General features: G+C 60.5%; 25 protein-coding genes. 10 read left to right on the top strand and 15 right to left on the bottom strand.

Annotated elements, in window-relative coordinates; translation table 11 throughout:
* Positions 1–17: 17 nt before the first annotated feature.
* On the top strand, positions 18–1,532 hold the full coding sequence (locus tag RBH71_RS16635) for an ABC-F family ATP-binding cassette domain-containing protein (RefSeq protein WP_003511912.1): 1,515 nt from the start codon (positions 18–20) through the stop codon (positions 1,530–1,532).
* Positions 1,533–1,574: 42 nt separating this feature from the next.
* On the opposite strand, the gene RBH71_RS16630 is transcribed toward RBH71_RS16635, so the two are convergent.
* The 3 genes from RBH71_RS16630 to RBH71_RS16620 all read right to left on the bottom strand — a co-directional run bounded on the left by RBH71_RS16630 (position 1,575) and on the right by RBH71_RS16620 (position 3,198).
* On the bottom strand, positions 1,575–2,336 hold the full coding sequence (locus tag RBH71_RS16630) for an RES family NAD+ phosphorylase (protein ID WP_013635658.1): 762 nt from the start codon (positions 2,334–2,336) through the stop codon (positions 1,575–1,577).
* Complete coding sequence (locus tag RBH71_RS16625) at positions 2,296–2,679, bottom strand: MbcA/ParS/Xre antitoxin family protein (RefSeq protein ID WP_003511907.1); 384 nt, start codon at positions 2,677–2,679, stop codon at positions 2,296–2,298. Before RBH71_RS16625 ends, RBH71_RS16630 begins: the two co-directional genes overlap by 41 nt.
* Positions 2,680–2,775: 96 nt before the next feature.
* The gene (locus tag RBH71_RS16620) at positions 2,776–3,198 is read right to left on the bottom strand and encodes an organic hydroperoxide resistance protein (RefSeq protein WP_003511906.1); all 423 of its coding nucleotides are present in this window, start codon (positions 3,196–3,198) and stop codon (positions 2,776–2,778) included.
* A 192-nt stretch (positions 3,199–3,390) separates the two neighbouring features.
* Between RBH71_RS16620 and RBH71_RS16615 the strand changes: the two genes are divergently transcribed.
* Positions 3,391–3,849 (top strand): MarR family winged helix-turn-helix transcriptional regulator, encoded by a 459-nt coding sequence (locus RBH71_RS16615; RefSeq protein WP_003511901.1) that lies wholly within the window; start codon positions 3,391–3,393, stop codon positions 3,847–3,849.
* A gap of 54 nt (positions 3,850–3,903) precedes the next feature.
* Here the strand turns inward: RBH71_RS16615 and RBH71_RS16610 are convergent, their stop codons facing one another.
* Entirely contained in the window at positions 3,904–4,629 is a 726-nt protein-coding gene (locus RBH71_RS16610; RefSeq protein ID WP_013635657.1) for a L,D-transpeptidase, read from the bottom strand.
* Positions 4,630–4,788: 159 nt separating this feature from the next.
* Entirely contained in the window at positions 4,789–5,697 is a 909-nt protein-coding gene (locus tag RBH71_RS16605) for a L,D-transpeptidase (RefSeq protein WP_003511899.1), read from the bottom strand.
* A 166-nt stretch (positions 5,698–5,863) separates the two neighbouring features.
* Here RBH71_RS16605 and RBH71_RS16600 point away from each other — a divergent pair, with 166 nt between their 5' ends.
* The gene (locus RBH71_RS16600; protein WP_003511898.1) at positions 5,864–8,584 is read left to right on the top strand and encodes a heavy metal translocating P-type ATPase; all 2,721 of its coding nucleotides are present in this window, start codon (positions 5,864–5,866) and stop codon (positions 8,582–8,584) included.
* A 45-nt stretch (positions 8,585–8,629) separates the two neighbouring features.
* Here the strand turns inward: RBH71_RS16600 and RBH71_RS16595 are convergent, their stop codons facing one another.
* The 4 genes from RBH71_RS16595 to RBH71_RS16580 all read right to left on the bottom strand — a co-directional run bounded on the left by RBH71_RS16595 (position 8,630) and on the right by RBH71_RS16580 (position 14,259).
* Positions 8,630–9,595 (bottom strand): alpha/beta hydrolase family protein, encoded by a 966-nt coding sequence (locus RBH71_RS16595; protein WP_003511897.1) that lies wholly within the window; start codon positions 9,593–9,595, stop codon positions 8,630–8,632.
* 260 nt (positions 9,596–9,855) lie between these two features.
* Positions 9,856–11,481, bottom strand: coding sequence for a cisplatin damage response ATP-dependent DNA ligase (locus RBH71_RS16590; RefSeq protein WP_003511896.1), 1,626 nt, complete (start codon positions 11,479–11,481; stop codon positions 9,856–9,858).
* Positions 11,478–12,500 carry a ligase-associated DNA damage response exonuclease gene (locus RBH71_RS16585; RefSeq protein WP_323572687.1) on the bottom strand — a complete coding sequence of 341 codons (1,023 nt, stop codon included), beginning with the start codon at positions 12,498–12,500 and terminating at the stop codon, positions 11,478–11,480. The genes RBH71_RS16590 and RBH71_RS16585 overlap by 4 nt, the downstream gene beginning before the upstream one ends.
* A gap of 226 nt (positions 12,501–12,726) precedes the next feature.
* Positions 12,727–14,259, bottom strand: a complete 1,533-nt coding sequence (locus tag RBH71_RS16580; RefSeq protein WP_003511892.1) for an MDR family MFS transporter — start codon at positions 14,257–14,259, stop codon at positions 12,727–12,729.
* Positions 14,260–14,400: 141 nt separating this feature from the next.
* Between RBH71_RS16580 and RBH71_RS16575 the strand changes: the two genes are divergently transcribed.
* Positions 14,401–14,916 (top strand): MarR family winged helix-turn-helix transcriptional regulator, encoded by a 516-nt coding sequence (locus RBH71_RS16575; RefSeq protein ID WP_003511890.1) that lies wholly within the window; start codon positions 14,401–14,403, stop codon positions 14,914–14,916.
* Between the two features lie 81 nt (positions 14,917–14,997).
* Positions 14,998–15,657, top strand: coding sequence for a glutathione S-transferase family protein (locus RBH71_RS16570; protein ID WP_003511889.1), 660 nt, complete (start codon positions 14,998–15,000; stop codon positions 15,655–15,657).
* Positions 15,658–15,754: 97 nt separating this feature from the next.
* Here RBH71_RS16570 and RBH71_RS16565 read toward each other — a convergent pair whose 3' ends face one another.
* On the bottom strand, positions 15,755–16,375 hold the full coding sequence (locus tag RBH71_RS16565; protein WP_003511887.1) for a glutathione S-transferase family protein: 621 nt from the start codon (positions 16,373–16,375) through the stop codon (positions 15,755–15,757).
* Positions 16,376–16,601: 226 nt separating this feature from the next.
* Entirely contained in the window at positions 16,602–17,594 is a 993-nt protein-coding gene (locus RBH71_RS16560) for an asparaginase (protein ID WP_323687421.1), read from the bottom strand.
* Positions 17,595–17,667: 73 nt separating this feature from the next.
* Between RBH71_RS16560 and RBH71_RS16555 the strand changes: the two genes are divergently transcribed.
* Positions 17,668–18,420 (top strand): DUF3750 domain-containing protein, encoded by a 753-nt coding sequence (locus RBH71_RS16555; RefSeq protein ID WP_003511884.1) that lies wholly within the window; start codon positions 17,668–17,670, stop codon positions 18,418–18,420.
* 7 nt (positions 18,421–18,427) lie between these two features.
* On the opposite strand, the gene RBH71_RS16550 is transcribed toward RBH71_RS16555, so the two are convergent.
* Complete coding sequence (locus RBH71_RS16550; RefSeq protein WP_003511883.1) at positions 18,428–19,771, bottom strand: chloride channel protein; 1,344 nt, start codon at positions 19,769–19,771, stop codon at positions 18,428–18,430.
* Positions 19,772–19,917: 146 nt separating this feature from the next.
* On the opposite strand from RBH71_RS16550, the gene RBH71_RS16545 reads away from it, so the two are divergent.
* Both RBH71_RS16545 and RBH71_RS16540 read left to right on the top strand, forming a co-directional pair.
* Positions 19,918–20,190: a YlcI/YnfO family protein gene (locus RBH71_RS16545; RefSeq protein WP_003511882.1), complete on the top strand. Its 273-nt coding sequence runs from the start codon at positions 19,918–19,920 to the stop codon at positions 20,188–20,190.
* A complete protein-coding gene (locus tag RBH71_RS16540) occupies positions 20,187–20,486 on the top strand; it encodes a type II toxin-antitoxin system RelE/ParE family toxin (protein ID WP_003511881.1) in 300 nt (99 codons plus the stop codon). Before RBH71_RS16545 ends, RBH71_RS16540 begins: the two co-directional genes overlap by 4 nt.
* Positions 20,487–20,489: 3 nt before the next feature.
* Here the strand turns inward: RBH71_RS16540 and betA are convergent, their stop codons facing one another.
* From betA to betI, 3 genes are all read right to left on the bottom strand, one after another.
* On the bottom strand, positions 20,490–22,139 hold the full coding sequence (gene betA, locus RBH71_RS16535) for a choline dehydrogenase (RefSeq protein WP_065658185.1): 1,650 nt from the start codon (positions 22,137–22,139) through the stop codon (positions 20,490–20,492).
* 72 nt (positions 22,140–22,211) lie between these two features.
* Positions 22,212–23,693: a betaine-aldehyde dehydrogenase gene (betB, locus tag RBH71_RS16530; protein ID WP_003511879.1), complete on the bottom strand. Its 1,482-nt coding sequence runs from the start codon at positions 23,691–23,693 to the stop codon at positions 22,212–22,214.
* Between the two features lie 11 nt (positions 23,694–23,704).
* On the bottom strand, positions 23,705–24,325 hold the full coding sequence (gene betI, locus RBH71_RS16525) for a transcriptional regulator BetI (protein WP_003511878.1): 621 nt from the start codon (positions 24,323–24,325) through the stop codon (positions 23,705–23,707).
* Between the two features lie 346 nt (positions 24,326–24,671).
* Between betI and RBH71_RS16520 the strand changes: the two genes are divergently transcribed.
* Both RBH71_RS16520 and RBH71_RS16515 read left to right on the top strand, forming a co-directional pair.
* The gene (locus RBH71_RS16520; protein ID WP_025592709.1) at positions 24,672–24,911 is read left to right on the top strand and encodes a ribbon-helix-helix domain-containing protein; all 240 of its coding nucleotides are present in this window, start codon (positions 24,672–24,674) and stop codon (positions 24,909–24,911) included.
* 182 nt (positions 24,912–25,093) lie between these two features.
* Positions 25,094–26,896, top strand: coding sequence for a GGDEF domain-containing protein (locus RBH71_RS16515; protein ID WP_003511876.1), 1,803 nt, complete (start codon positions 25,094–25,096; stop codon positions 26,894–26,896).
* Positions 26,897–26,937: the final 41 nt, after the last annotated feature.

Here is a 26,937-nt window from a genome sequence, read left to right as displayed (position 1 = left end):
TTGCCAGAGACAATTTCATGACCCTTATCACGCTTCGAAACCTCGGAATCATTCTGGGAAAGCCGCTTTTTTCCAATCTTGGCCTCACCGTGAATGCCGGAGACCGCATCGGCATCGTCGCTGCGAATGGCCACGGCAAATCCACCCTGCTGAATTGCCTTGCCGGTGAACTGGACGCTACCAGCGGTGATATCACCCGGCTGCGCGGGCTGACGCAGTCCATCGTCCACCAGCACCTGCCCTCCCCGCTTTTGGAAAAGACGATGCGGGACGCCGTGCTTTCCGCCCTGCCGGCGGATGAGATCGACAATGAGAGCTGGCGCGCCGACATTATTCTTGATGCCATGCTGGTGCCGGAACCCTATCGTCATCGCCATTTGAAAGAACTGAGCGGTGGCTGGCAGCGACTTGCCATGCTGGCGCGGGCGTGGATCACCGAGCCTGACGTTCTCCTGCTCGATGAGCCGACCAACCATCTCGACCTCGAAAAAATCAACGTGCTGGAAAGCTGGCTCGGTCAATTGCCGCGCGACACGGCGGTCGTCATCGTCAGCCATGACCGCGCCTTTCTCGACAATGTCACGAAGACCACGCTGTTCCTGCGGCCGGAAAATTCGGCGCTGTTCCGGCTGCCTTACGGCCATGCGCGCACGGCACTCGAAGAGGAGGATGCCGCCGATGAGCGGCGTTTCCAGCGCGACATGAAAACCGCGCAGCAATTGCGCCGGCAGGCCGCCAAGCTCAACAATATCGGCATCAATTCGGGCAGCGATCTTCTGACCGTCAAGACCAAGCAATTGCGACAGCGTGCCGAGAAACTGGAGGAGAATGCGCGCCCAGCACATAGCGAGCGCTCCGCCGGCAAGATCCAGCTCGCCAATCGCGGTACCCATGCCAAGGTTCTGGTCACTCTGGAGGATGTGCCGGTCTCGACGCCGGACGGGACATTGCTGTTTCGCACCGGCCGGCAATTTGTCCACCAGGGCGACCGCATCGTCATTCTCGGCCGCAACGGCGTCGGCAAGACGCGGCTGATCTCGCTTCTGAAAGCGGCGGTGATGGATGAAGGCCAAATACAGGACGGCATAAAGGCCACGCCTTCGCTGGTGGCCGGATACGTCGATCAGTCGCTTGCCGAAATCGACGACGACAGCACGCCATTTGCGCTCATGACCCGCCGCTTCGACATTGGCGACCAGCGCATACACGGCCTGCTTGCGGGTGCCGGTATCGACATGGAAATGCAGAAACGTCGGATCGCAACGCTTTCCGGCGGCCAGAAGGCGCGGCTCGCCATGCTGGCGCTGCGGTTGGCGGAACCGAATTTCTACCTGCTGGACGAGCCCACCAACCATCTTGATATAGATGGGCAGGAAGCGCTTGAGGCGGAAATCATCAACCGTTCGGCCAGTTGCGTCTTCGTCTCGCATGACAGGAGTTTCGTGCGGGCGGTCGGGACACGTTTCTGGCTGATCGACAAGCGCAGGCTGGTGGAAGTCGATGATCCCGAAGCGTTTTTCGCGTCGGCATGAGGCCCGTCAAACGGGCTGAGAATAAAACAAGCGAAACGCCCGTCAGCCCAGCAGGCTGGCGAGGCGTGGATCGCCGGAAAAATCCGCGACCGCAAACCCTGTTCTGCGCATCGGAAATTCGCACAGTGCCTGCACCCCGGTCTTCGACAGGCGGATGCGCCAGCTCATCCGTTCCACCGGCATTTTTTCGGCAAAGGCTTTCGGCGACAGCACCGCGATATTGAGGCCGCCTGCGGGATCGCGCACCGAGCGGTAGAGGATCGCCTCGATCTTTGCCAGACGCGCCTGCTCGGCCAGCGCCTGGCATGGCTCGTAATTCTGCAGGTCGGCCCACAGCGCCTCGTCCCGGTTCAATTCCGGTTGCGTCAGGTCCAGCGCCGCATCGGTGGCGATACGGGCGGCAAAGGCGGAATAGTCGGCGGGATTGGCAGGCAGCGGTGTGCCGGGAGATTCCGCATAAAACAGCAGCCGGTAGAAGGCCATTTCTGCAAGCGCGGTTTCCACCTTGGCTGCGGCGTAATAAACGCCTTCGGTAAAGCCAGCCCGGCGGAAACGCGAGCCATGGGGATAGGCCGCGCCATACCGGAAGGGCGTGGCAAGAAGATAATCGAGCCCGGCGCATTCCGGCGGAAAGGGCCGCTTGCTCGCCTCCAGAATATCTTCCAGCAGCGATTGCTCCTCCACCGTATCCACCAGCTTCATGGTGGAAACCTGATGCTGCGCTTCCACCAATCGCCAGTATTTTCCCGATGCGGCGCGCTTTTCAGACAGGAGCGCGTCGGGCGTCCAGATAGGAGAGGACATCGATCAATCCGGTAATGGTGGTGAGCCTCTCGGCAGGCACGGCGTTAAGCGCCGTATTGTGATTGCGCAGCCAGTTTTTGGCTACCGCCTCGTCGCCGCCGGCGATTGCATCCAGCGAACGGAAAACCCGGATCAGCAGCACCGCAAGCTCGAAAGACTTGGCGCCCGGCTCCAGCAGGAAATCGAGCCGCTTCATGCGCGACACCGTCGGGGCGGAAACACCGAGAATATCCGCAGTGCGGGCCGCATTAAGGCCCAGCCGCTCGGCAGCGGTCATAACGGCCTTGGTGACGACCCTGCCCTGCGAAGCAGGATCCATGGCGGTCTTGGCGTGAATATTCATGGCATATATCCTTTCCTTAGAAAGAATATAGCACTTTTCTTTCCATAAACAAGAAGGCCGGGGATTAACCCGGCCTTGCTGCTGGAACTTGCTGGGTCAGGCCACAGAGACCGGCACTTCCGTGGAGGTGCGCATGGCGTGGCTGTAAGGGCACACGATGTGGGCGGCGGCTACCAGTTCTTCTGCCTTTTCGCGCTCAAGACCGGGAATGTTGACCTTCAGCGACACTTCGATGCCGAAGCCGGTGCCGTCTTCGCGCGGACCGATGCCAACGGTTGCCGTCACAGTCGTGTCTTCAGGAATCTTTACCTTCTGCTTGCCGGCGACAGCCTTCAATGCGCCGAGGAAGCAGGCGGAATAACCGGCTGCGAAAAGCTGCTCCGGATTGGTGCCGCGGGCGCCATCGCCGCCGAGTTCCTTCGGAACGGTCAGCGTTACGTCGAGTACGCCGTCTTCCGACTTGGCGTTGCCGGCGCGGCCACCGGTGGCGGATGCTTTGGTCGTGTAGAGAATAGGCATGGCATTTACTCCCGTTGGGTTGGTGTTGGGTTTCCTATAATGCGCAATTCAATTGTGCGCAATATAATTTTGCACATTGAATAAAAAATTGTTTTTGCGATAATTTCACGAAATTTCGCCGCGCATCCATGTGGCAGGAACCGAAAGGCAGGGCTGATTGTTCCCTTCCCGGTTGATTTTTGGAGCAGAACAATGGGCGCAGAGAGCGATGACACCAATTTGGAAAGCCTGTTGAGGCTGGACCAGCAGATATGCTTTGCCCTTTACGGCGCGGCGCACGCTTTCACCCGCGCCTATAAGCCGCTGCTGGACCCGATCGGCCTGACCTATCCGCAATATCTGGTCATGATGGCTCTGTGGGAAAAGGAAACCTCCACCGTCAAGGCGCTCGGTGAAATGCTGGGCCTCGATTCGGGCACGCTTTCGCCGTTGCTGAAAAGGCTGGAACATGCCGGGCTGATCACCCGCAAACGCGGAACTGTTGACGAGCGGCAGGTGCTGGTGGCCGTAACGCCCAAGGGCGCCGATCTCAAAAAGGAGGGCGTGAAGATCATGGCGGCAATCGGCGACGCCACGGGCTGCGGGCTGGAGGAACTGGTGCAGCTGCGCGACCAGGTGAATGCGCTGAAGGAAAATATCGCCCGGCCGTGACCCCGAAAAAACAAAGGCGGCACAAGGCCGCCTTTTTATCCGAACAGGCTTGGCTTACTGCCAAACAACCACACGCGCCTTCTGCGGCACGCGGTCATAGAGGTCGATGACGTCCTGGTTCATCAGGCGTACGCAGCCGGAAGAGACGGCCTTGCCGATGGAGTTCCATTCCGGCGATCCATGCAGGCGGTAAAGCGTGTCCTTGCCGTTCTGGAAGATATAGAGCGCGCGGGCGCCGAGCGGGTTTTTCAGGCCCGGTGGCATGCCGCCGTTCTTGGAAGAATATTTGACCAGTTCCGGCTGGCGGGCGACCATTTCGTCCGGCGGGGTCCATTTCGGCCATTTCTGGCGCCACTGGATGACGCCTTCGCCGGACCAGGCGAAACCATCGCGGCCGATGCCGACGCCGTAACGCATGGCGCTGCCGCCCTGCTCCACGACATAGAGGAAACGCGAGCGCGTATCCACGACGACGGTGCCGGGGCGTTCGCCGGTCGGATCGACTACGCGCTGACGATAATAACGCCGGTCGATCTTCTGATAGGGAACCGCGGGAATGACGTAACCGCCATCCTCGACCGAACCGTACATGACGGCCAGTTCCGCATCGCTAACGCCCGACGAGAACATCTGGCGGAAATCGCTGCCGATGCTGCTCGCCTGCTGGCGAATGGCTTCACCCGTGCCGGAAGAAGCGCAGCCCGCCAGCAACGAAGCGGAGGAAATACCCAGAAGGGAAAGGAAAGTGCGTCTGGAAAGATCTGTGTCGGTGCTTGTCATAAGGCCGGATTGTCCCACATTTCGAACGGCTATATCGCCGTTGTACATCGTTTGTTCCACGTACACAGGCGTATTGCGAAAATAGTTAACCGACCGCTAAAAGCCAGTCAGAAGGCGCTGGGGGAACCCCACGATGCAGCGCTTTCTTTTAGAAAGTGGTCAGATAACCACAATCTGTGCGCCCTTCGGTACGCGCTCGTAGAGGTCGATCACATCCTGATTGAGCATGCGCACGCAGCCGGACGAAGTTGCCTTGCCGACGGACTGCCAGTCGGGCGTTCCGTGCACGCGGTAAAGCGTGTCCTTGCCGTCCTTGAAAATGTAAAGGGCACGCGCGCCGAGGGGGTTGTTGAGACCCGGCGTCATGCCGCCATTGGCGGCGGAAATGGAGGTGAGTTCCGGCTGGCGCCTGACCATTTCGTCGGGCGGCGTCCAGCGCGGCCATTTCGCCTTCCACTGGATCTTGCCGCGACCCGACCAGGCGTAACCGTCGCGCCCGAGGCCAACGCCATACCGGATAGCCTTGCCGCCCGGCTGCACCAGATAGAGAAAATGCTGCTTCGTATCCACGACGATTGTACCCGGCGCTTCCGCTGTCTGGTAGCTCACCTCCTGCCGGAGATAACGCGGATCGATGCGACCATAGGGAATGGGCGGCAGGGACCGGTCGTCATCGCGAATCGGGCCATACATGACCCGGTGCAGCGGATTGGAGACCGGAAGGCCATAGGCCATCGCCTGACCTTGCGCCTGCGGCACATTCAATCCCTGCACCTGCGGCGCGCTCAGGCCCTGCCCGCGCACCGGCGGACCGTATTCCTGATGGAAGCGGGTTCTAAACAGATCCGGCGGGCGCGTGGAAAGCTGACCCGGCTGTGGTGGCAGTTCCGGCTGGCGATTGGAGCTTACGGAATTGAAATTGAACACCGGCGCCGTTTCCTGAACGAAGACGTCCGGGTTCATCCGGCTCGTATCCGTCACGAAAAGGCAGCCGCTCAGGAAAGGCAGCAGCGCAATAACCGCCAGCGAGGCCGCCCGGCGGCAGTTTTTCAATAGGAGTGCTGTCATCTGAACCGCTTCATGAAACCAAGTTTGAAGGCATGATGCATTGCGCGGCTGGCGCGAGGCTGGTGTGTGCCTTTCAAAAAAATCGGAAAAGCGCATTTTTGCCCTTGAACCTCTAGTTGCTAGAGGTGCCAGATTGGCTGTCGAGTGGAATTCAGGAGCTAGAACCATGAATATTTCGACACGCGGCAGTTTGAACGGGGAATCAGGAGACCTGACCTTCACGGTCGGCGGCATGGATTGCGGCAGCTGTGCGGCGAAGATCGAAACGGCGCTCTCCCGCCTGCCCGGCGTTGCCGACGTCAAGGTCTCCGTTGCGCGCGAAAGGCTGAACCTTTCGCTGGCGGAAGACAAAACGTCGGTCGCAAAAATCGAGGATACGCTGCGCAAACTTGGCTTCAAGCCCGCTTTGCTGCCGCAGGACAAGGCTCCGCGCGAAAAGATTGCGGCGGAACATCACGATCATGGGCATGATCATGACCATTCATCGTGCTGTGGTCATCACCATGCGGAAGCAGCACCGAGCATCGAGCAGAACAATGCCCTGACCTTCTCTGTCGGCGGCATGGATTGTGGCAGCTGCGCGGCCAAGATTGAAACCGCGCTCTCCCGTCTGCCCGGTGTTGCCGACGTCAAGGTATCCGTTGCGCGCGAAAGGCTGAACCTTTCTCTGGCAGATAACAAAACCCCGGTCGACAAGATCGAGGACACGCTGCGCAAGCTCGGCTTCAAGCCTGCCTTGCTGCCGCAGGAAAAAACCGCACTTGGCAAGGTCGAAGAACATAATCATGATCATGCGCACGACCATGACCATGGATCATGCGGCGGTCATCACGGCCATGATCACGATCACAAACATGATCATTCAGGCCACGACCATTCGAGCCATGACCACGCCGACCACGACCATTCAAGCTGCGGCGGCCACCATCATGACGATGCGAAGCACGCGCATAGCCGCGGGAGCGTTGAAACCGTCGCGCAGAGCGCCGACATAGGCCACGCCCATGGCGCGGATGAAAAAAGCGTGTGGTGGCGCACCGCCAAGGCGCGCAACACCTTCACCGGCACCATTCTCGTGGCCGTTGCCTATGCGGCGGAGCTTGGCTTCCCGGCATGGGGCAGTTACGCCTTCATCGTCGCAACGCTGGTCACGCTGTTTCCCATTGCGCGCAACGCCTTCAACGCCGCGCGTTTCGGGGCGATCTTCACCATAGAGATGCTGATGACGATTGCCGCCATCGGCGCCATCATCATTGGCGAGGCGGAAGAAGCGGCGATCGTCGTGCTGCTGTTCTCCGTTGGCGAGTTGCTGGAAGGCTTTGCCGCCGCACGTGCCCGCTCGGGCATCAAGGCTCTCGGTTCCCTGCTGCCAAAAACGGCACTGGTGGAAGAAAACGGTACGCTCCGGCAGGTGGCCGCCGATAAGGTTCGCATCGGACAGGTGGTCGTGGCGCGTCCGGGCGACCGCATTGCCGCCGATGGCGTGGTGATGGAAGGCGAATCCAGCGTCGACGAATCGCCGATGACCGGCGAGAGCATTCCGGTCGCCAAGGAAAAAGGCGCACGCGTCTTTGCGGGTTCGATCAACCATGATGGTTCGCTGCGCATTCGGGTCGACCGCGCGCCGGAAGACAACACCATTGCCCGCATCATCACGCTCGTTGAAGAAGCACAGGACGCCCGCGCCCCGACCGAGCGCTTCATCCAGAACTTCTCGCGTTATTACATGCCGCTGATCGTCGCGATTTCCGCACTTACCATCGTCGTGCCGCCGCTTGTGGGCCTTGGCGATTGGGACACCTGGATTTATCGCGGTCTCGCCCTGCTTCTGATCGGTTGCCCCTGCGCACTTGTCATTTCCGTTCCGGCTGCCATCGCCTCCAGCCTTTCGGCTGCGGCACGGCACGGTATGCTGGTGAAGGGCGGTGCGGTTATCGAGATGCTGGCACGCACCGAAACCGTGGCCTTCGACAAGACCGGCACGCTGACGCTCGGCGAACCTGTCGTGACGGATGTGGTGGCTCTTGACGGCAACGAGGCCGGGCTGATCGCACAAGCCGCGACCATCGAGAACGAGTCCAGCCATCCGCTTGCCAGAGCCATCGTCAACCATGCCAACAAGGCAGGCGTAACTCCCCTGCCCGGCTCGGAGATCAAGGCGATTTCCGGTCGTGGCATGCAGGGCACCGTCGGCGGCAAGCGCCTGTTCATCGGCGCGCCGCGTTTTGCAACCGAAGTCGGGACCGTATCGACGGAACTTGCAGAGCGCATTTCCGCACTGGAAAGCGAAGGCAAGACCGTGGCTGTCGTCATGGCCGAGGGAGCGGCGAGCGGTCTCTTCGCCATGCGCGACGAACCGCGCAAGGATGCGGCAGAAGGCATCAAGGCACTGAAGGAGATGGGTATTTCCTCGCTTATGCTGTCTGGCGACAATGCCCGCACGGCAAAGGCAATCGGCAACAAGCTGGGACTTGAAGCGCGCGGCGAACTCCTGCCGCAGAACAAGGTCGAGGAAATCCGCAAGCTTGCCCAGAAGAAAACCGTGGTGATGGTGGGCGACGGCATCAACGATGCGCCCGCCCTCGCGGCTGCAAGCGTCGGTGTCGCCATCGGCTCAGGCACGGATGTGGCGATGGAAGCGGCGGATGCAGCGCTGATGCGCAACAATGTCGGCGATGCTGCCCGCCTGATCGGCCTATCGCGCGCCACCATGCGCAATATCCACCAGAACGTAACGATCGCGCTCGGCCTGAAGGCGGTATTCCTGGTGACAACGGTTACCGGCCTCTCCGGCCTGTGGCTCGCTGTCTTCGCCGACACCGGCGCTACGGTTCTCGTCACCGCCAATGCCATGCGGCTGCTCGGCTACTTCAAGAAGAGCGCCTGACTTTACGAGAGGGCCGAAAGCCGCAAAGCGGTTTTCGGCCCTTTTTTATGCAAATTCGTTGAAAAAGCGGATGCTTTCCGTCACGGCGCCCGGCACCACGCCATTGTGTGTGCCGGGCAGCAGTTTTTTGTCGACCTTGAATCCCGAATACACGGCGCGGTCGACGAAAAGCTGGTGATCGGCGTCGAATGGGCGCTCCTCCGTGCCGCGCAGCAACAGCGCCGGGCATTTGAGGCTGGGGCCGAAACAGACCGAAGAGCGCATGATGAATTCCCGCTCGTCGGTTTCGTCGAAACAGAGTTCGTCCGAGTAGCGGTTGAAGTAACGCCATGAATTGACGCCCGCAGAAATCGGCGCGGCGGCACGGAATTTGCGGCTCATGGCGGCCAAGAGCGTCAGCGTGCCGCCATTGGAATGCCCGGCGATGAAGAAGCGTTTCCTGTCGATACCGGGCAGGCTTTCCAGATAGGTCGCCGCCGCCAGCGCGTCCGCTGTTTCGTCGTAGAAACCGGAATAATTGCCGTTCTGGCCGTTTTCGCCCCGGAAGGACGGCAAAAGCACCACGAAACCCGCCTCCCAATAGGGCTTCATCATCGCCCAATGGCCGTCACCGGTGGCGTTGCCGCCGTGCAGGAAAAGCACTGCGGGTTTGAGTACCGTCGAGGGCTGATAATGGGAAAGCCAGGCCACAAGCTCGATGGAACCATCCGGCCCGCCACGATAGGTGACCCGTTCCGCGCCCGGCGGTGTGCCGAGCGGCGATGATTTTTCCGGAGCGGACATTTTGCGCAGCAAATGGGTATGGAACCGTTTGCGCGCCTCGCCGTAATCCTGCTTTTCCAGCGGCAGCACCTCGGGCGTGGGAATGCCCGCTTTCGCACCTGCGGGCAAAAGTGCCGCTGCTGACAGGCCCATGGCACCCACAAGCAGATTGCGCCGCGTCAGGCTCCTTAAGGTCGCGCCGCTTTCTTCCTGTCCGAATGCTGAGGAGAGAAAGCGTTTATCTGGCATATGCGCACCTGAGTGATCAAAACATTAGAAGCAGTTCAGCACTGCGGCGAGAGGCTGTCCAATCACGGATTCGCGAATGACAACAATGTATTCGCAGCCATCATGGCATTTTCTGGACGAAACATTCCCTTACTCCTGGGCTTGTTACAGGAATCCAGTCGACGCGCATCGGCGCGGCGGGAAGAGTCCCATCAGCCCATTGACTTGGGCTGGCTGGATCCCTGTGACAAGCACAGGGATGAGGGAGACAGCGGAGACCCCTACCCATCAACGCCATCGATCATCGCCACAAGCGTCGCCAAGCGATCCGCCTCCGCCGGGAGTTTGTCGGCGCGAAGCCTCGCAATGCGTGGAAACCGCATGGCAACGCCGGATTTGTGGCGGTTGGAACGGTTGATGCCCTCGAAAGCCACCTCCAGCACGAAACCGAAATCCGGCGTGGCGCGCACCGCGCGCACGGGCCCGAAACGCTCCACGGTATTGTCGCGCACGAACTTGTCCAGCACTTCAAGCTCCGCATCGGTAAAACCAAAATAGGCCTTGCCAACCGGCACCAGCTGTTCACCATCCTCCCCTTCCGCCCATACGCCGAATGTGAAATCGGAATAATAACTCGAGCGTTTGCCGTGGCCGCGCTGCGCATACATCATGACAGCATCGATATTGTAGGGATCGCGTTTCCACTTGAACCACGGCCCCTTGGCGCGACCCGCCTGATAGGCGCTGTCGCGGCGCTTGATCATCACGCCTTCGATCACCGGATCGGGTGGCGCGGCGCGCAGCGTATTCAGCTCGTCCCATGTTGAAAAACCGATGAGCGGAGACAGGTCGAAGCGGTCATGCGGGGCATGTTCGATGATATCCGACAGGCGGCCACGGCGTTCTAGATAGGTCTGCGCGCGAATGTCGCTCTCACCATCGAACAGCAGGTCATAGGCGCGGATGAAGGCCGGATAGTCATCCTGCATCTTGGCCGTCACCGTCTTGCGGTTCAGCCGTTGTTGAAGGTCGGAAAAGGTGCGCGTGAGATTGTTGGAGCGCGCCGTGCCGCCAATCAGCAATTCACCATCCATCACGCCTTCGAAATCGATGGCATCGAGCACGTCGGGAAATGCGCCGGAAATATCGTCGCCGGAGCGGGAGTAGAGTTTGCGCGTCTCGCCTGCGCGGGAAAGCTGCACACGGATGCCGTCCCATTTCCACTCGGCCGCATAATCGGCAGGGTCCAGACCATCGAGATCGCCGTCTGCAACCGGGGTGGCCAGCATTACCGAGTGAAAGATGGCGGGCGTTGCCAGAACCGGTCGCTCGGACTTGCCCTCCAGCCAGGCGAAAAGCGTCGTGTAAGGCGGCGTCAGACCGTGCCAGAGGGTTTCGATTTCGATGATGTCCTTATCCGCGAAATCCGCCAGTGCCTGCCGCGCCAGCCGCGCCGAAACGCCGATGCGAAGGCTGCCGGTTGCGAGTTTCAGGAAGGCGAAACGCGAGGAGGTATCGAGCCGGTCGAGCAGATCGCGCACCGCTCCGCGCACCTCGGTGCGGCCGAGCGAATTCATCAGCGTCACGACTTCGCCAAGACGGGGATCCTGCGCCTCGGAATCATCCAGACCGCCGATATTGCCCCAGACCAGCGAGATGGTCTCGGCCAGGTCGCCGACATAATCGTATGAATAGCGGAACAGCACCTCGTCCATGCGCTCCAGCACCAGCTCGCGCAGCATTGCGGGCTTGACGCTTTTGAGGTCCAGCGTGCCGGCAATCGCCGCCAGCCCATACCCCCGGTCTGGGTCAGGCGTATCGCGGAAATAATCGGTCAAAAGCTTCAGCTTGCCGTTGCGCGATGGGGTGAGGACAAGTCGGTCGAGAAGGGTGGCGAAGGCTTTCATCTCAATCCCCCCTCGTCTTCGTAACCGACAAGATGCAGCGGTTTGGCAGCAATGCCCTGCAATTCGCACCAGCGCACCAGCGCCTCCTCGCGACCATGCGTGACCCAGACGGCCTGCGGGCCAATTTCTTTGATGGTTTCCAGCAGTTCCGGCCAGTCGCAGTGGTCGGAGATGACCAAAGGCAGCTCCACGCCGCCCTGTTTCGCCCGCTGTCGGACCATCATCCAGCCGGACGCGAATGCGATCAGCGGCTCGTTGAAACGGCGCGCCCAGCGCTCCTGAAATGCAGAGGGCGGGCCGACGACGATCGCGCCCTTAAAGATGGCGGGATCGCTTTTTTCAAGCGTCGCGGGGCGCAGCTCACCGAGATCGATGCCTTGCGACACGTAATAATCGCAAAGCCGCGCCAGCGCGCCGTGGATATAGATGGGATCGGCATAACCATTGTCGCGCAGGAGCCTGATAACGCGCTGCGCTTTGCCGAGTGAATAAGCGCCGACCAGATGGGTGCGCTCGGGAAACTGCTTGATGGAGGTGAGCAGCTTGCCGATTTCCACCCGCGGCAGCGGGTGGTGAAACACCGGCAACCCGAAGGTGGCCTCGGTGATGAAGACATCACACGGCACCGTTTCGAAGGGTGTACAAGTGGGATCGATACCGCGCTTGTAATCGCCGGACGCAACGATGCGCATGCCGTTCATTTCCACGGAGATCTGCGCCGAACCCAGCACATGGCCCGCCGGGTGGAAACCGACGGTCACGCCGTTTACCTCCACCGTCTCCCCGAATGCGACCGCCTGCTCGCTGCCGCAGAAGTCCTCGCCGTAACGGATGCGCATGATATCGAGCGTCTGGCGTGTGGCCAGCACCGCCCCGTGGCCGGCGCGGGCGTGATCGGAATGGCCGTGGGTTATCAACGCGCGCGCCACCGGCCGCACCGGGTCGATATAAAAATCGCCCGGCGGGCAATAAAGACCCTTGGGCGTGGAGTTCAGGAGCTGTTCCGGCTTCATATTCATTGAGATAGGGCCGCCCGCGCGAATTTAAAGTGCTGCGAGCATAACGCGGAACGGGCGTTAAATTTCCAGGGGTGCAGTTTTGTTTTCGCGCTCAGAGGTCGCGGGTATATTGGAAAGGCTCGGAACCATCCCTCATCCTTGTGCTTCTCACAGGGATGAGGGAAGAGCTAGTTGCCGGAGGAAGGCACAGCTCGAGTTCACCGCGCCTTATAAGGACAGCCGCCCCCTACTCCCCCGCACTTTCCGCCGGCTTGGCCGCCTGTGCTGCGGCTGGCAACCGGACCGGTTTCAGCATCAGTGCTGCGGCAAGGCCGATGGCGGCGGTTGCGGCGGCTGCGAAGAACAGCGGCGTGAAGGCATCCGAATAGAGCGAGGCAACGGCGGCCTGGGATGCCGCGGGCAGTTCGGAGAGCATCTTCGGCGTCAATTCCTCAATCCGTCCGACACCCGGAATGGTCACGGCAACGCCCTTGAGGCTGGAGGTGACGATCGCGCCATAGACCGAGATGGCGATTGCTGCGCCGCCCATGCGGGTGAGCGTCACCGCGCCGCTTGCGGCACCGATATCGGTCTTCGGCGCGGAATTCTGCACGCCGATAATGGGTGCCTGCTGGCCGAGGCCGACGGCGAAACCCTGCGCCAGCATGAGAATCGCAATCAGCCAAAGCGGCGTTCCCGCATGCATCTGCGTGAAAAGCAGCATGGCGATGACATTGATAGTAAGCCCGGCCACCGAAAACGGTTTGTAGACGCCGGTGATCGAGATCAACCGCCCGGCAGACAGTGAACCCATGACGATGCCGCCGGTGACGGCGATGAAGAACAGGCCGGCATGGGATGGGGAAAGCCCGGTCGTGGTCTGCAGGAACAGCGCGTAATAATTGACCATGCCGATGCCAATGCCGCCGCTGGTCAATGAAACGATCATCAACAGCGGAAAGGTGCTGTCCTTGAAGAGCCTGAGCGGCACCACGGGTTCCGGCGCGCGACGTTCCACCTGCACCCAGAGGAAGGCGGCGATGACGGCGAAAGCGATAATACCGAGGCTGGGACCTGCAATAAGCGAACCGAACAATTCGCTGCTGTCGGCCCAGAAGACGACGCTTGCGATCGTCGCTGCCAGCAAGACGGCGCCGAGATAGTCGATCTTCGGCTGACGCGCGGGACGGCGGTAGGGCAGCAGGAAAATCAGGCCGGTGATGACGATAAGCCCGAGTGGCAGGTTGATGAGGAAGATCGACCGCCAGCCGAACAGATCGCTCATCGTGCCGCCGAGAATAGGCCCGACGCTGCCCGAGGCCATGATGGTGAGGCTGGAATAGCTCTGGTAACGGGCTCTTTCACGCGGTTCGAACAGATCGGCATTGACGGAGAAGATCGAAACCATGATGCCGCCGCCGCCAAGGCCCTGAAGCACGCGGGCCGCGATCAGGCTATCCATCGACCAGGCCAGCCCGCAGGCGAGCGAGCCGAGCGTGAAGATGATAACCGCAGCGATCATCACGTATTTTCGCCCGAACAGGTCTCCGAGCTTGCCATAAACAGGCATGACCGCGCTGGTCGCCAGAAGATAGGCCGAGCCGATCCAGCCGAAACGCTCCAGCGCGCCGAATTCGCCGACGATGGTGGGCAGCGCTGTCGAGACGATCTGGTTGTCGAGGGTAGCCATGAACATGGCCAGCATCAGAAACAGGAAAACGATGAGCCTACGCCGGTGATCCGACACAAGCGGCGCCACGGGGGCAACGGACATATCCATGAAAAATCTCGTTGAGTTTCGGCAATTTTGCTGCGACAATTTGTGTGCTATTAGCATATATATGTCAATGGCAAGTTTTTGACATCCATGATATTGGCGCTAAATGTGATCGCAAATCGGGATTGAAAGGAACGGCTGAGCGTGTCGACTGAGGAAGACTGGAACGAGGATCTGCCCGAAGACATCAAGCGCATCGGCAATACGATGACGCGTATGCGCATCATGATCGGACGGCGCATCATCGGGCGCATGGCGCTTGCCAAGGTGGCTCCGGGTCTGGAACTCTCCCATATCGACGTTCTCGATATATTGCGCCGCGCGGACGGCGATGTCACCGTTGGTGCGATTGCCGAGGGCATGCGCATCGACCCCTCGCGCGGCAGCCGGGTGGTGGCGGATATGGTCGGGCGCGGCCTGTTGAAACGCGGCGTCTCGCAGGAGGATGCCCGCCGCAGCATCGTTGAGATCACACCACTTGGCACCAGTCTGCTGCAGGAAATGCGCCGGACCAAGATGAGCGTCATCCAGGACGTGATGGATGGATGGCCGGAGGAGGATGTCGAGACATTCGCGCGGCTTTTCGATCGGTTCATCGACCGTTTCGAGGCCCGGCTGTCACCGGATACGGACCTCCTGACGGATCAGAAAAAATCATAGTTGACCCTGACATCCACAACTTCACTTTAAAAGGACGAGAACTTAACGTGCCGCCATCGAAAAGGTAAAAGGGTGACTTCGATGTTGACGATCTATGGTGTCTACCGTTCCCGCGCCACGCGCACGCTCTGGCTTGCCGGGGAACTGGGCATGGAATTCAAGCACGTGCCTGTCGTGCAGGCCCGCCGCGTTGCCGATCCCCTGGCCGCAGACGCGCCGCTCAACACGCTGTCCCCCGCGTTTCTGGCCATCAATCCGATGGGCACCATCCCCTGCATCGAAGATGACGGCATGGTGCTTTATGAATCCATGGCCATCAACCTTTATCTCGTCCGCAAATATGGCGGACCGCTCGCACCGGTCGACCTGAAGGAAGATGCGGCGATGCTGCAATGGTCGTTCTTTGCCGCGACCGAAATCGAGACCAATTCGCTGAAGATTTCCTCCGCCATCGCCGAAGGGCTTTCGGAAAGCGATGCTGGCAAAGCGGTGATCGATGTCGCCGCGCGCCTTTTGAGGCGGCCCTTCCGGGTGCTGGAGCAACATCTTGCCAGCCACGATTATCTGGTAGGCGACCGTTTCACCGTCGCCGATCTCAACGTCGCGGAAATCGTCCGTTACGCGCAGGGCCACCAGCCGCTGTTTGACGCCCATCCGGCGCTGAAAGCCTGGCTGGAGCGCTGCCAGGCCCGCACGGCATTCAAGTCCATGTGGGACAGCCGGGCCGCCGAGGCGGCGTGAACGAAGGCACTAGTGGGGATAGTTGGCAGACCTCTCTTCGCACTCGACGTCATCCTCGGGACAAGCCCGAGGATGACGAAGCAAGCTTTTTAGCACATCACCCCTTCTCACCCGCCAGCGCCCGCTGCACGGCCGGGCGCTCGTTCATGCGCCTGAAGTGATCATGCACCTTCGGGAAGCGGGCGATATCCACGCCGTCGCTTTCCAGCCAGCCGGACATGACGAATAGATAGGGATCGGCGACCGAATAGGCGGTGCCCAAGACCCACGGGCCGTGCAGCATGCCGTGCTCGATCAGTTCGAAACAATCGGTCATGGTCTGCGGCACCTTCGCTTTCATATCCGCCAGGGAACTATCCTCGCTCGCCCAGCGGCTGCCGCGCCGGCCATGCGCATGGGCGACATGCACCGTGGAGGAAATGAAGGCGTTGAAGGCTTGCATCAGGGCGAATTCGAAGGGATCGTCGAGTGGGGCGAGTTTCTTCTCCGGAGCCATCTGCGCAATGAAGGCGAGGATGGCAGGCGTTTCCGTCAGCACCCCGCTTGCCGTTGCCAGCGCTGGCACGCGGCCTTTCGGGTTGATCTTCAGGAATGCCTCGGAGCGCTGCTCGCCCTCGGCGAAGTTGACGCGATGGGCCGTGTAAGGCAGGCCGGATTCCTCAAGCACGACATGGCTGGCGCGGGAGCAGGAACCGGGGGAGAAAAACAGTGTGAACATGGATATGCAACCTCCAGGGCAATGAGGGGCGCCCACCTCCTCGCGTGCAGACGCCAGCCCCTGCGGCGGCGATCTGGCAGACCATCACATGCAAGGGCAAACCATCATCCTGCCGGCAGCGGGCCGCGTCAAAGGTTATTTCTGAAGCGTGTCGCGTTTAACCGAAGGCATACCGCGCGCCTTATTTTTTGTCTTAAGCCGCTGCGCAGTTTTACAGGAGATGCCTCTAGAGGCCGACAACCCGGATATCGCCGACGTGGATGCCGTTCCAGTTGCGCATCTGCCGGTTTGCCATGGCAAGCAGCGCCTCGTTCTCGGCGCCATCGAAATATTTCGCCAGCATTGCGGCAATCATCGCTTCCGCCGCACGCGTCGTGCCGTCTTCGCATTTCACCGCCATGGCGATGCCCTTTTCCGGCAGTGCGGCCACGAACACGCCTTCCGCACCGGTCTTGGCGAAAATCCTGCCCGGCGCGATCTGCATCAGCCTGGTGCAGGTGCGGCCGGTGCCCGCCACGTAAAAGGGTTCCGCCATGCAGGCGTCAAAGAGCCGGCAGGAGGCTTGCGCGCGCCCGGCCTCCAGCCCCCTGCCCGTCGCCATCTTGGCAAAACCATGCGCCAGACCCTTGAGCGGCACGGCATAAGTGGGGATCGAGCAACCGTCCACGCCGCAATTGTCATGGCCAAGCGTCGCACCCGTCAGGCTTTCCATCGTCGCGCGGATTTCCCGCTGCAGGGGGTGGTCGTAACCGACATAGCCCTTGGGGTCGGTGCCTGTGTGACAGCAGGCGCAGATGAAGCCGGAGTGCTTGCCGGAGCAGTTATTGTGAAGCGCCGTCGGCTTTTCCAGCGTGCGGGCCTGATGGATGATGGTCTTCTGGTCGGAAGACCAGTGCGCGCCGCATTCCAGCGTATCCACATCCCTGCCCGCCCTTGCGAGCATGGAGGCGGCGAGCGCCGCGTGTTCGTCCTCGCCGGAATGAGAAGAGCAGGCAAGCGCCAGTTCGCGATTGCCGAAGCCATAGGCATCCGCCGCGCCGCTTTCCACCAGCGGCAGCGCCTGCATGGCCTTGCAGGCAGAACGCGGGAAGACGCCACGCTCGACATCACCAGCTGAAAACACGACGCCACCATCGCCATCCACCACCACTGCAAGACCCTGGTGGCGGCTTTCGACCAGACTGCCCCTGAGGACTTCGACGGTAACGGAATTGTTCATTTTTGCGGCCTCAAAAAGTTCTGATTTTATGTCGTTGATAGCGCAATTGATTTTTCGATGCACGAGGCTATCAGTGAAATTTGCAAAACGTCTGCTGCTGGCGATTGCCATCATCTATCTGCTGCCAGCTCTGGCATCGGCGGGGTTGTGGGCAATGAGGGATCACCCGCAGGGCTGGCGTGACGCGCGCTGGTCTTCCTCCGGCACCCTGCCGCAAGCAGGTGCCGACCGGCAGGCGGCGGTTTACGTTTTTTCCGCCATGACCGGTGGCTTTAAAGGCTCCGTCGCCAGCCATGCCTGGATCGTGCTGAAAAAGCCGGGCGCGACGGCCTACGATCGCTACGACAAGGTGGGCTGGGGAATGCCGATACGCCACAATGGCTATCCGGCGGATGCCTATTGGTATTCCAACACGCCGCGTCAGGTGGTGGCCATTCATGGGGCCGCAGCGGAAAAACTGATCCCGAAGATCGAACAGGCGATTGCCGACTATCCCTATGGCAAACCGGGCGGCTATCGTATCTATCCCGGTCCCAACTCCAACACTTTCGTTGCCCATGTGCTGCGCAGCGTGCCGGAGCTCGGTGTGGTTCTGCCATCAGACGCGGTGGGCCGCGACTATCTGCCCAACGGCGCGTTTTACCACGTCGCCGACGACTGGAAGGATGCGAGCCTCTCGCTTGGCGGGTTGTTCGGCATTTCGGCGGGCGCACGCAGCGGCTTCGAGGTCAATTTCCTCGGCCTGGTCGCGGGTTTCGATTTCAGCCGGCCCGGTGTGAAGATACCGGGACTTGGCTATTTCGGAGTGGCGGGTATCCGCGCGTAAAGTCGGGTCAGGTCTCAGCGGCCTGTGCTGCGCGTTTGGCGCGGATGCTCTGGGCAATAAAAACACGCGACAGGCCGTGATAGAGCGGCTCCCGGGAGAATAGCCGGGAGGTTAGATATCCCAGCATCGATGCCACCATGATGGGGATGACGCCGTCATGATTGCCGGTCATTTCGAGGATGATCACGAAAGCCGTCATGGGGGCCTGCACCACGCCCGCGAAATATCCCGCCATGCCGACAATGGCGCCAAGGCCGATGCTCGTACCCAGCAAAGTCGCCATCGTACTGCCAAAGCCCGCGCCCACGGACAGCGACGGCGCGAATATACCGCCCGGAATGCCCGACATCATCGCCAGAAACGTGGCCGCCAGCTTTTCGATGAAGAAGAAGGCCGGTGCGGCCTGGCCCTCGATTGCGGCGCGCGCCTGTTCGTAACCCGTTCCGAAGGTCGCGCCATCAGTCGCAATACCGATGACGGCGGAGGCAAGGCCGCAGGCGGCGGCAACCGCCAGCATCCGCCTTGACGGCATGGCCTGGGCGAAGCGCCGGATGCGCGCGGACAGGCGCAGCGCCCCCGCGCTGAACAGCGCGCCGAACGCACCACCACCAATGCCGCAGACCAGTACAAGCAGCCAGTCCATCATGGTTTTCGCCATGACGGAACTGGTGCCAAAGTAAGTATAGCTGCCGACCAGCGCCAGCGAGGCAAGGCCGGACAGGATGACGGCGGTAAGGACGAGGCCGTTTGCCCGGGATTCGTAGGTCTTGCTCATTTCCTCGATGGCAAACACGATGCCGGCCAGCGGTGTGTTGAACGCTGCCGCAATACCCGCCGCTGATCCGGCAAGAATAAGACCCTTTGCCTGTGCCATGCCGCCCCAGCGCGCCGCCTGAAGCATGATCGAGGCCCCGACTTGCACGGTTGGTCCCTCTCTCCCGATCGACGCACCGGACAAAAGCCCGACGACCGTCAGCGCGACCTTGCCGAAAGCGAGTTTCAGCGACAGGAGCCGCGAACGATCCGCGTCGTCACGTAGGTGCCGCGCGGCGATGGCCTGGGGAATGCCGCTGCCGCCGGCATTGGGAAAAACCGTCAGCGCCAGCCAGGCGCACAGCGTGAAACCGAGCGGCGTCACGACAAGCGGCAGCAGAAACGCCCATTCGCCGGAAGATGTTGCCGAGAAGAAAAGATGCTGGGCGCGATCCGCCGCCCAGGCAAACCCGACGCTGATGATGCCGACTGCAAGCGCGCCGATCCAGAATACTGCCCTCGGCTTCCACACCCGCCATGAACCCCACACAACACGGGAACGGCGGAGCATCTTCAGCTTTTTGTAGTCGACGGGCATGGGGATCCAGATCGGTGATTTCAGTTATTGTCGGGCGGGAGGCCCTTTTATCGGCCTGCCAGCCGGCGATTGCAAGTTTTGCATTTGACTCGTTGCGACAGATGGCAGAAGCTGCGCATCGCAAATGCAACGCATGGAGAGAAAAGATGAAAACCGCAACTTTGCCTTCGCTGCGTGTAACGGCGGATTTCCGCGAGGCGGCAGAAAGCGTTCTGAAAGACGGCGAGACGCTATCGTCATTTGTCGAGGATTCGGTCCGCAGGCAGGTGGAAATCCGCAAATCGCAGGCGGAATTCATTGCGCGCGGGCTGGCGTCGCTCGAACAAGCGGAGCGAACCGGTGTCTATTATAGCACCGACGATGTTCTTTCGATGATGCAAAGAAAACTCGATGCTGCGAAAGCCGCGAAACGGAAATGACATATCAGCTTCGTTATACCGAAGAAGCACTGGCGGATTTCGATCGCATCTATGATTTTCTGATCGCATACGACATCAATGTGGCCGAGAAGGCCATTCACGCCATAAGAGCAGGATTAGACATTCTCAGCGATTTTCCCTTCAGTTGCCGTAAGGCATCTTCTGAAAACGGGCTGATACGTGAACTCCTCGTGCCGTTCGGGTCATCCGGCTATATCGTGCTGTTCCGCATCGACGGCCCGGAAACAGTCACCATTGCCGCCGTTCGCCACCAGCGTGAGGATGATTACCATTGACCCTCACCGGTCGCTGACAGCCGCGCGCGGGTTTACCCACGGCTCCTGATTGGAGCGCGGCAGCGGGGTTTTGCCAAGGATGTGGTCCGCCGCCTTTTCGCCCGTCATGATCGACGGGCCATTCAGATTACCATAGGTCACATGCGGGAAGATCGAGCTGTCGGCGACCCGCAGCCCCTCCACGCCGATCACCCGGCATTCGGGATCAACGACCGCCATGGGGTCGTTCCTGTCGCCCATCCGGCAGGTGCCGCAGGGGTGATAGGCGCTTTCCAGATGTTCGCGCAGGAAGGCGTCGATCTGTTCGTCCGTCTCCACCTTTTCGCCCGGTTGGATTTCCGGCCCGCGAAAATCGTCGAAGGCTTTCTGGCCGAAAATCTCGCGCGTGAGGCGCACGCAATGGCGGAATTTTTCCCAGTCTTCCGGGTGGCTCATATAGTTGAAGCGGATGACCGGGTCGTCATGCGGATCGGCGGAACGCAGCGTGACATTGCCGCGCGACTTCGACAGGTTGTAGCCGACATGTGCCTGAAAACCATGGCTTTTCGCAGCAGCCTTGCCATCATAGGAGATGGCGACGGGCAGGAAATGGTACTGGATGTCAGGCTGTTTCAGGCCAGGCGCTGAACGCAGGAAGGCGCAGGCCTCGAACTGGTTGGAGGCCCCTAGCCCGCCTTTCGACAGCAGCCATTGCGCGCCCGCGACCCCCTGCCAGAACCAGGGCAGCCAGGAGTAAAGCGACACCGGCTTGGTGGAGACCTGCTGGAAATAAAACTCCATATGGTCCTGAAGGTTTGCGCCCACACCCGGCCGATCCGCCTTAACCTCTATGCCCATGTCCTTCAGATGAGCGGCAGGCCCGATGCCCGAAAGCATCAGCAATTTCGGCGAATTGAAAGACGATGCCGAGACGATGACCTCACGATCGGCCCTGATTGTTTCCACCCCGCCCCTGCGCTCGATTTCGACGCCGACGGCACGGCCGTTCTCGATGACGACCTTGCGGGCGAAGCCGTTGACCAGCGTGACATTACCGCGCTTCAGCGCCGGCTTCAGATAGGCATTGGCGGCGGACCAGCGGCGGCCATTATGGATGGTCTGCTCCATCAGGCCGAAACCTTCCTGTTTGGAGCCGTTATAGTCGTCTGTCAGCTCGAAGCCTGCCTGCGCACCAGCCTGAATGAAGGCGTGGAACAGCGGATTGCTGACCGGCCCGCGCTGAACATGCAGCGGCCCATCCGTGCCGCGCCACCCCTCTTCGCCGCCATGGCTGTGTTCCATGCGCTTGAAATAAGGCAGCACATCCGCATAGGCCCAGCCATGCGCGCCCAATTCCTCCCAGCGGTTGAAATCCTCGGCATGGCCGCGCACGTAAACAAGGCCGTTAATGGAGGACGAACCGCCGATGACCTTGCCGCGTGGGGCGGTGATGCGGCGATTGTCGAGGTTCGGTTCGGGTTCGGAGAGATAGCCCCAATTGTAGCGCTTCATACTCATCGGCCAGGCCAGTGCGGCCGGCATCTGGATGAAAGGCCCGAAATCCGAGCCGCCAGCCTCAATGACAATCACCGAATAACGGCCGTCTTCCGACAGGCGATAGGCGATGGCGGAGCCTGCGGAACCGGAACCGACGATGACGTAATCTGCGTGCATGATTTGCTCTCTCTTCAATGAGCGTTGGTTCCGATTAACGGGCTGAGGGTGTGCCCCCCCCCCCACCAAATCTCAATAAGGCGCGTCCACCTTGCCTGTGCTCACATAAACCGTCTTCAGCTCGCTATAATGCTCCAGCGCCGCCGCCGAATTCTCGCGCCCGAAACCAGACTGCTTGGAGCCGCCGAATGGGATTTCCACCGGGCAGAGATTGTAGGTGTTGATCCACAGCGTGCCCGCCTCCAGCTGGTCGACCACGCGATGAGCGCGGGCCAGATCGGCGGTGAAGACGCCGCCGGCAAGGCCGAATTCGGTGGCGTTGGCGCGGGCCAGAACCTCACCCTCATCATCGAAATCCAGCACGCACATGACCGGGCCGAAGATTTCCTCGCGCGCGATGGTCATGTCATCGGTCACATCGGCAAACACGGTCGGCTGCACATAGGCGCCCTCGCCTGCAACATTGTTGGGAATGCCGCCGCCGGTTACCAGCGTCGCACCCTCCGCCTTGCCCTTTTCGATATAGCCAAGCACCTTTTCCTGCTGGGCTTTGGAGACCAGCGGGCCGAGATGGGTGGCGTAATCCAGGGGGTCGCCGAGGATCATCGCCTCGGTGCGGCGCTTCAGGTTTTCGAGGAAGCGGTCCTTTGCCTTTTTCTGCACGAAAACGCGGGTACCGTTGGAGCAGACCTGACCGGAAGAATAGAAATTGCCGAGCATCGCGCCGCCGACAGCGCTTTCGATATCGGCATCGTCAAACACGATCAGCGGCGATTTTCCACCGAGTTCCATCGTCACGTGCTTCAGATGCCCGGCGGCGGCGGCGGCCACCTTGCGGCCGGTGGGCACCGAGCCGGTGAGCGAGACCTTGGCGACATCCGGGTGGTTGACCAGAAGCGGGCCGGTATCGCGATCACCCTGAATGACGTTGAACAGGCCCTTGGGCAGCCCTGCCTCGATCAGGATTTCGGCAATCTTCAGAGCGCCGAGCGGGGTGTTTTCCGAGGGCTTGAAGACCATGGCGTTGCCGGCAACGAGCGCCGGGGCCGCCTTCCAGCAGGCGATCTGCTGTGGATAGTTCCATGCGCCGATGCCGACACAGACGCCGAGCGGCACGCGCTTGGTATAGGCGAAATCGCCGCCGAGCGGGATGTAGTTGCCGTTCAGCGCGGAAGGCGCGATACCGCCGAAAAATTCGAAGGCATCGGCACCCGAGGTCGGATCGGCGACGATGGTTTCCTGGATCGGCTTGCCGGTATCCAGCGTTTCGAGCGTGGAGAGCGCCTCGTTGCGTTCACGCATGATATCGGCGGCGCGTTTCAATATACGCCCGCGCGCCATGGGGCTCATTGCCGCCCATTCCTTCTGGGCGCGTTTGGCCGATGCAATGGCGCGCTCGACAATCGCGGGCGTTGCCGCATGCAGCCTTGCAATGACTTCGCCCGTGGCCGGAAAGACGCTTTCAAAAAGCGTGCCGGCATTGTCTTCGACATAGTCGCCATCAATGAAATGCGAGGCTTTGGGCTGCGCCCTGAGAGACGTCGCGATAGTCATGTCGAATACTCCTAGAGAATGCGGACGGACGGCTTCGGGCGCTGTCCATCAGGATATGGTTTGAGCTGCAAGTCGAAATAGTCTTCGACAAGGGCCGGCGCTGAGGCGAGCCCAAGCGGGGCCGAACGCAGGCTGTGCCTGATATACAGCCCGTCGATAAGGGCTGCCGCCCCTTCCGCAATGCGCGCCGCGTCATCGGGCGGGCATAGCCGGTTCAGGCTTGCCATGAGGTTCGAGCGCAGGCGACGGGAATAGAGCACCAGCAGGCGGCGGGTTTCTTCCGAGCGCTGCGCCTCCACATAAAAGGCAAGCCATGCCGCCACCGTCTCGGGCGTGAACTGGTCGCTCTGGAAAGAGACGTGAACGATGGCGCTCAGCCGTTCGCGCGGGCCATTGGCGCGGGTCAGCGCCGCCACCGCATCGCGCCTCAGATCCCGCAGCAGGCTGCGGATGGTTTCCAGAAGAAGCTGCTGCTTGCTGCCGAAATAATGATGCGCAAGCGCCGGCGATACGCCCGCTTCCCGGGCAATATCCGACATTGTCACATTCAGCGAACCATGGTGGCCTATGGTGCGTAACGCCGCATCCACAAGCGCCTTGCGGCGCAAAGGCTCCATTCCGATCTTGGGCATAAGGGTCTCCTTGATGGCGGGCAAAATATTCTTGATTGATCAATCAATCAATAAAAAACGCGCCATTTCATGTCGCTGATTTGCCATGGATCAAAGAAAACCGGGCAAGGCCGGATAAGACTAGCCGCTCCCATGCCGAGGAGCCGCTCACAGGGGAAAAACTAAACCGTGATATACTGCAAATTGGGAATGGAACACGTTTCGTGCTAATATGCTGAGTGATACAAATTTCGCTGGAAGCGGCGCCAGACGAAAACTGAAAAAACGCCCGCAAGACCGCGATCCTCATCAGGTCCCGGCACGGACCGGAGATGCCTTCGCAACGGTTGAACAAGGGAGTGATATCATGCCAATGGTGACAGTATCGATTTCCCCGGAACAGGCAGCAAGAATGCGCGAGGCCGTGAATAGCGGCGCCTACGCATCCGGCAGCGAGGTCGTAAGGGCCGCGCTGAGACTATGGGCGGCCTCTGCTGCCGCAACCGGCGCAGATACAGAGGCTGCAGCACCTGTCGAGGCGGATCGCGAACGCCTGAATGTTGCGGAACTTTACGCCGCTCACACCGGACATGTGCGCCGGGCCTGAGGGCCTGCCGGATACCCCTGGCTATTGAGGGGCCCGTGACAAAACCTTCATTAAAGCTTCACAGTCGTGAAAGCTTTTGTTGACCTGTAATCTGCGATTGTCTGCTGAAAAGAGACAAGTTCCCGTGTGTGCATTTGACTTGTCATGCCACCAACGGGAACTGGCAATAGCGGAGAACAGAAATGCCGGCCGTAACGCTGGAGAACGATGTCATAAGGCGGTTTGCCTCCGGGCACATGTTTCCCATGGCGAAGCTTGTGCTTGAAACCGCGTTTCAGCCGATCGTCGAGGCGACGACGGGCACGATTTTCGGATATGAATCACTGATGCGCGGCCATGACCGGCTTGGGTTTTCCAATCCGCTCGCGCTTCTCGACCAGGCTGCCGAGGATGGCGAGCTGAAGGCCTTCGAGCAGATGCTGGCGAGCCGGGCGCTCGCTAAATTCTCCACCCTGGCGGATTTTTCCACCACCACCCTGTTCCTCAATCTCGATGTAAGGCTTATCCCGCACGGGGACGCCATTCTCGACAAGCTCGTTGGCCATCTGGCGCGGGCGGGCATTCCGGCCTCCTCCATATGCTTTGAACTTTCCGAACGTTTCGACAATACCAGCGTGCCGGAGTTCAAGGCGCTGATCGCCCGCATGCGCAAGGAAGGTTTCAAGCTGGCGATCGACGATTTCGGCGCCGGTCACGGCGAGATGAAGCTTTTATGCGACTATCCGCTTGATTACCTGAAGATCGACCGGCATTTCATCAGCGGTGTCGATCATCTTCCGCGCAAGCAGCATCTGGTGCGCAACATCGTCAACATCGCTCATGTTCTCGGCGTCCGGGTCATTGCGGAAGGCATCGAGACCGAAGCGGAATTTCTCACCTGCCGCGAATATGGCGTCGATCTGGTGCAGGGCTGGCTGATCGCCAGGCCGACGGTTTTCACCAGCGAACTTCCCGAGAGCTTTCCGCACCTCAACCGCGTGGGCGTGGCGCGGCGCAACAGCCAGTCGCTGGACGAAATCCTCATCCGTCGCGAAATAGAGCGTCTTCCCACCGTCTATGAGCATGACAGCGTCGACAGCGTCTTCGAATTGTTCCGCAGAAACCCGCAGCAGGCGTTTTTCCCGGTGCTCAACGCCAATGGCGAACCGCGCGGCGTCATCAACGAATATCACCTCAAGGAATACATCTACCGGCCTTTCGGGCGCGATCTCCTCAAGAACAAGATCTACGAGCGCACCATTTCCCACTTCGTCGATCCCGCGCCGATCGTGGGTCTCGACGCCGATGCCGATCAACTGATGAACATGTTCGCCAGCATGGGCGGCAGCGCCTGCATCATCCTGACCGAAAACATGCGTTACGCCGGCATCGTCTCAGCCGCATCGCTCATCAAGGTCATCAATGAAAAACAGCTCAAGATGGCGCAGGACCAGAACCCGCTGACGGCGCTGCCGGGCAACCGCGCCATCGGCGGCTTCATCGCCGACAGCTGCGGCGATGGCGATGAGACCCGTTTCTTCTGCTATTGCGATTTCGACAATTTCAAACCCTTCAACGATAAATACGGCTTCAATGCCGGCGACCACGCCATCACCCTGTTTTCCGCACTGATGCGTCGCTACTTTTTCGCTGGCGACTGTTTTCTCGGCCATATCGGCGGCGACGACTTCTTCGTCGGCGTGCGTGACTGGGCGGTGGAGGAACTGACGGAAATCCTAGAGCGGCTGCTGAGCGATTTTCACGGTGAAGTGGCCGAACTCTATTCGCCAGAGGATCGTCAGGCCGGTCGCATGGTCGGGCTGGACCGTCGCGGCAATGAGCGGGATTTTGCCCTGCTGCGTTGCTCCATCGGCGTTCTCACATTGCCAAAAGGTTTGATCATCGCCAATCCCGAGCGCATCGGCAGCGAGATCGCCGGCATCAAGACAGCCGCGAAAGAAAACGATGGCGGCCTCGTCATCCGGGTGTTCGGGGAGACAAAATGACATCAGCGACAAAGGGCCTCCTTCCCTAAGCGGTACATCTG

The organism is Rhizobium sp. AN68 (assembly GCF_030758035.1).
In the GTDB taxonomy this organism is placed as follows: domain Bacteria; phylum Pseudomonadota; class Alphaproteobacteria; order Rhizobiales; family Rhizobiaceae; genus Agrobacterium; species Agrobacterium tumefaciens.
The sequence above is the reverse complement of the archived record's forward strand: the minus strand, read 5'-3'. Positions and strand labels throughout refer to the sequence as shown.